We start from the raw sequence: 1,386 nt of genomic DNA on the forward strand, positions 1-1,386 counted from the left end.
CATACCTGTCCAAAACAGGGAATTGAAGCGGCCTCCTTGAAGGAGTGAAATCGGGGTGAAATGATATCCAACCACACCCCAGACAAGGAGGCCTGAGATGAATGTATCCACCTCGAGCCTTTTCAGCCAACTCCTTTCCCTCATCGACCGCAGCCGCTTCGCACGGTTGGTGAAGGAGACCGGCAGTGAACGGCGGACCAAGGGATTCGCCAGTTGGGATCACTTTGTCGCGATGCTGTTCTGCCAACTCGCCCAGGCGCGCAGTTTGCGCGAGATCGATGCCGGTCTGAGTAGTTGCGAAGGCAAGCTCAGGCACCTCGGCATGAAAGGCGCGCCGGGACGCTCGACGCTCTCCTACGCCAATGCAAAGCGGCCAGCTGAACTCTTCGAGCGACTCTTCCATCAATTGCTCGGCACCGTCGCCCTCCATGCGCCGGGAAAGAGATTCCGTTTCAAGAGCAAGCTCTACTCGCTGGACAGCTCGGTCATCGAACTGTGCGCGACGATGTTCGACTGGGCGAAGTTCAGAGCCACCAAGGGTGCCGCTAAGCTTCACTTGCTCCTCGATCACGATGGCCATCTGCCGTGCTTCGCTGCCATCACCGAAGGCAAGGTCGCGGATGTCACCATCGCCCAGCAGCTCAAGCTTCCCAAGGGATCGCTCGTCGTTATGGATCGGGGTTACAACGACTACCGCATGTTTGATCGATGGACTGGCGAGGGCGTGGGATTCGTGACCCGACTCAAGAAGAACGCTCTCTGGGCAAGCCATGAGGAGCGCCCCGTCAAGCCGGGTGGCAATGTCTTGCGCGACGACAAGGGCCAATTCTTCGATTTCGATGCCAGCCGACGGATCAACACACCCTTCCGGCGGGTGACGGTGTGGATCGAGGAGAAAGGCGAGAAGATGGAACTGCTGACCAACCGCTTCGACCTCTCCGCCGAGACCATCGCTGAGATCTACCGCCAGCGTTGGCAGATCGAACTGTTCTTCAAGGCGATCAAGCAGAACCTGCGCATCAAGACCTTCGTTGGCACCTCGGCCAACGCGGTGCGGATCCAGATTTGGACGGCACTCATCGCCATGCTGCTGCTCAAGTTACTGCAGTTCCGCAGCCGGATCGATTGGGCGCTTTCCAACCTCGTCGCGCTGTTGCGCTGGAATCTGTTTACCCACAAGGACCTGTGGAAATGGATCGACGACCCGTTTTTGCAACCGCCCGACCCGCCACCGGATATGATGATCCAAGCGGAATTGGACGGCATGCAGACATACTGAGCACGGATAGATAGATCACCATTCCGAAAAACGCGCGCTGCCGACCCCAAAACCGCCTCAAATCAGAAACCGCCCCCATGACTCACCGCTGTTTTGGACAGCAGTGA

1 protein-coding gene is annotated in these 1,386 nt (G+C 58.0%); it reads left to right on the top strand.

Going from position 1 to position 1,386, the window contains the following annotated elements; translation table 11 throughout:
* The first annotated feature begins 97 nt into the window (after window positions 1-97).
* Window positions 98-1,279 (top strand): IS4 family transposase, encoded by a 1,182-nt coding sequence (locus JIN81_RS18740; protein ID WP_200283609.1) that lies wholly within the window; start codon window positions 98-100, stop codon window positions 1,277-1,279.
* Window positions 1,280-1,386 lie beyond the last annotated feature (107 nt).

The sequence above is a fragment of the Haloferula rosea genome (assembly GCF_016595525.1).
GTDB classification, from domain to species: domain Bacteria; phylum Verrucomicrobiota; class Verrucomicrobiia; order Verrucomicrobiales; family Akkermansiaceae; genus Haloferula; species Haloferula rosea.

Bases quoted from the DNA above. Each gene is read 5' to 3' on its own strand.
- JIN81_RS18740 (WP_200283609.1), top strand. From the start codon at position 98: ATGAATGTATCCACCTCGAGCCTTTTCAGCCAACTCCTTTCCCTCATC.